The sequence below is a fragment of the Pirellulales bacterium genome, assembly GCA_035533075.1.
GTDB lineage: Bacteria > Planctomycetota > Planctomycetia > Pirellulales > JAICIG01 > DASSFG01.
On record DATLUO010000263.1, the window covers coordinates 1 to 3,493 of the forward strand.

The 3,493-nt window shown below is 66.5% G+C and carries 2 protein-coding genes; one reads left to right on the top strand and one right to left on the bottom strand.

Annotated elements, in window-relative coordinates; translation table 11 throughout:
- Positions 1–230: 230 nt before the first annotated feature.
- The gene (locus VNH11_32885) at positions 231–1,793 is read right to left on the bottom strand and encodes a hypothetical protein (protein HVA51184.1); all 1,563 of its coding nucleotides are present in this window, start codon (positions 1,791–1,793) and stop codon (positions 231–233) included.
- A 299-nt stretch (positions 1,794–2,092) separates the two neighbouring features.
- Between VNH11_32885 and VNH11_32890 the strand changes: the two genes are divergently transcribed.
- A partial coding sequence (locus VNH11_32890) for a hypothetical protein (GenBank protein ID HVA51185.1) occupies positions 2,093–3,493 on the top strand: 1,401 nt, incomplete at its 3' end.

Sequence of the window (3,493 nt, forward strand, 5' to 3'; positions counted from 1 at the left end):
ACGCTTGGCTGAGTCCCATCCCAGACAGCGACCTGGGCCGCTCGGCGCGCCACGTTGCACGCGAGTGCCCATTGGCGCGCGCTTCGGACCGGGGTTTCTTGCCGCTGTCGCTCGACGACTACTTGGCGTTGCTCGATTGGAACGGGTAGTCGACGAGCACGACGTCGCCGCGGTTAACGCTCATGGCTTTTTGGCGGCTGTCGTGTTCCCGCCGCGTTGACTTCAGTTTCTTAATCTGCCCATGTACGACAACTGGAGGAGCGAGGGTTGCTGTGGGAGGCGGTGAGCGGCGGCGGGGCGAAGACGCTCAGGTCCATGTGTACGAAGCGGCGGCGGTCGACTTCGACGGCGCCCACATCGGCGAACTCACGCCGGGCAGGATCCCAACGCGTCGTTTGGCTCGCCGGCGGATGGCAGACCATCCACACGCGGCCGCGCAGCGCCGCGGCCTGCACGGCCTCGCGAGGCGACTTGGCGTGAATCACATTCCTGGCATGGCCAAAGTACGCTTCGTAGACCTCCGGCTGCGAGACCCACAGCGAATCGCCCTCATTCCAGTGCGCATGCACATAGTCGAACGCTTGGCGAAATTCGACCGACGGCTTGGCGACGACGGAATAAAGCGCGGTCCGCAGGCCGCCGGCGAGCAGTAACAGCACGGCAATTGCCGGAACCAGACGCGGCGCGCGATTGTGGAAGTGCCCGGCCGCCGTTTCCAGACCTTGGGCGGCGCACAGCCATAGTCCCGGCAACAGGAAGGCGAGCAGCCGGTTGCCCAAGGGATACAGATGCAAGGCAGACGCCAGGCAGGCCAGGCATGCGGGCATCGTCAGCAGAATCGACAAAGCCGGTCTCCGCCGCCAGCAGCTTGCCAAGCCGATGGCTGCCAGCAACGCCATGGGGATGCCGATGCCTTGCACGCCGTAGCCGCCCGCCTCGACGAGCTTGGTAAGAAGCCACGTGACGGCCGCCGCCGGCGACGACAAATCCATGAATTCGGCCGCCCAAAACGATTGCTGATAGGGCGTGTTGTGATGCCGCGCCGCCGCCAGCCAGACGAGCAGCGAGGAAGCGAGGAGCGTCGCCGGCATGATCGCTGCCAGCAAGTAGTCGTCGCGGCGGCGATTTTCGATCGCCGTCGCGATCAACGCCACGCACGCGCCTCCCAGCACGAACACGCTGGGAAACGAAAGCCACGGTCCCAACACTGCGGCCGCCACGATCGCCAGCCGGCTCACCGATCTTGCCCGGGCCGACGCCGCCGGCGACAGACAGAGGGCGCCGGCCAGCAGCACGGCCTCGGCCATGAGGACATCGGTGCTGTAGGGCTTCACCTGATAGGTCAGGTGCAGCAGGCAACTCGATACGCACGCGCAGCCGAGGGCCCAAAGCCAATAAGCGCCGCCGCACACGACGCGGGCCAGTGGCACCATCAACGCCAATGCCGCCAGGCTGGCGACGAGCGCCGGCAGCCGCATGGCCAGCTCCGACGAGCCGAGTGTTACATAGCAAGATCGCAACGCCCAGAGGAACAGCGGCGGCGCCGCCTGCTCGTGAGTCAATGGGCCGACGAGATCGGCGAACGATTTGTTGAAGATGTTCAGGAGCAGGTATGCCTCGTCGTGCCAGAACGACGTCGCGGCCAGGTATTGCCGCAGGCGTGCGGCGAAGCCCAGCAGCAAGAGCACGCCGACGATGAATTGCGACCGCCGAGGCGCTTGCCAGATTCGCCGCGCGTGGAGCGGATCATCGCCGTGAAAGAACGGTAAGCGAGTGCAAGGTGCCGCTTGCATGGCGCAGCTACGGAGCAGGGCCGAAAAGCAACGTCCGCGACAATCGCGGGCCGCGAAGATTAGCCGTTCTCCGCGTGTCCGTCAACCTGCCGTGCTTCCAACGGACTGTTGTTCGCCCGCGATGGCCCGATACCGCACGGCCCCGCCCACCTCTCTAAAGGGGGTGGCCAAGATCCGCATTGACCCAAGTGCCGAGGCGGGCTACCTTTGCCGCCTCTTTGCGATGATCCGGGCGCGGTCCAGCCTCCTCTTCGCTTTGCCCCGGAAGCGCAAAACCTACCCTGACGGCCTGTCCACGGATGGACTTTCGACGCAACATAGCCACGGTCGGCGCGCTGCTCGTCTTGACTTGCCTGGTGCAAGTCTGGACGATTTGCCGCGCCGTCGTGCCGGCCCAAGACGCCGTCCGCTACCTGATCGTGGCGCAGGGCATCGAACGCGACGGGCTGCGGGCCACGCTTCAATCGCAGCCCGAACAACCGCTGTTTCCCGCCATGGCCTGCCTCGTGCATCGCGGGCTTTCGGCGGTCGATTGGATCGACGCGGGAAATTGGGCAGTTTGTTTGCAGGTCGCGGCAACCATCCCCCTGGTTCTCTCCGTCCTACCGGTCTACGCCCTGTTCTGCCGGCTGCACGGCGGTCGGGCGGCACTCGTCGGCGGGCTACTTTACTGCCTGCTGGGCGGCATCGCCCGACTCGGCGCCGACGGTTTGAGCGACAGTACGCACCTGGCACTTTTCTGCCTGGCGACCTGGGCCGCGGCCAACTACTTCGGCGGCGTACACCCCAGGCGCAGCGTAAAGCTTCGCCGAACCCGTCCCCATTTTCACACTAACCCGAAGCGCAAGCGAGGTTTTGCCGCCTTTTCACGTTCCTCGCTGGCGCTTCGGGTTGGTGTACGGGGCCCGCGTACCGGGTTCGGCGAAGCTTTACGGCGCAGAGATGCCCCAGCCACCGCCCAAACGCGTTGGTTGGCGCTTTGTGGCTTGTCAACCGGGTTGGCGCTGATGGCCCGCAGCGAAGCGTTGGTGCTGCCCGTGGCGGTGCTGACCGCGCTCGGCTGGCTCTCCATCCGCGGCGGGTGGGCGTCTGCCTGGCCCAACCATGCTCGGGCCGCGGGCGCGCTGGTGCTTTCCGTGGCCGCGCCGTTGGTACCCTATCTGGCACTTTCGGGCACGCACGGCATTCCGGACGCGGTGGCGCGATTGACGGGCAGGCAAGGCGTGACCGAAGCGGCTCCGTTGAACAGCCTCAACTCGGCGACACAAGCCTGGGCGAATGAGCCGCATTGGGATCTGCCGGGCACCGGCCGCCTGGCCTTCGGCAAAAAAGACACTTCCACCTCGGCCCGGTTCCGGGGCTATTTTGCCGCCGTGGCCAAGCTGACCGGCGAGCTGGCGCGAACGCTGCACTATTGGATCGCCGTGGTGGCGCTCGTCGGCCTGTGGCGGGCACGGGCCAACCTGACGGCGCCGCTCGACCGCTTCATGCAGTTGCTCTGCGCCACGCTGGTCGCCGCCGCCTTGTACGTGGCCGCCAGCGCCGGTTACCTATCGACGCGGCACGTATTGCTTCTGGTGGTGCTGGCCATCGGCTGGGCCGGCAGCGGCGCCTTGGCGGTCGGAGAGTGGCTGTGCGCCGCCGTTTTGCACCGCCGTGGGGCGGCCTTCCCAGGCCGTCTGGACCAAGCGACGGCCTGG

Bases quoted from the DNA above. Each gene is read 5' to 3' on its own strand.
- VNH11_32885 (HVA51184.1), bottom strand. From the start codon at position 1,793: ATGCAAGCGGCACCTTGCACTCGCTTACCGTTCTTTCACGGCGATGAT.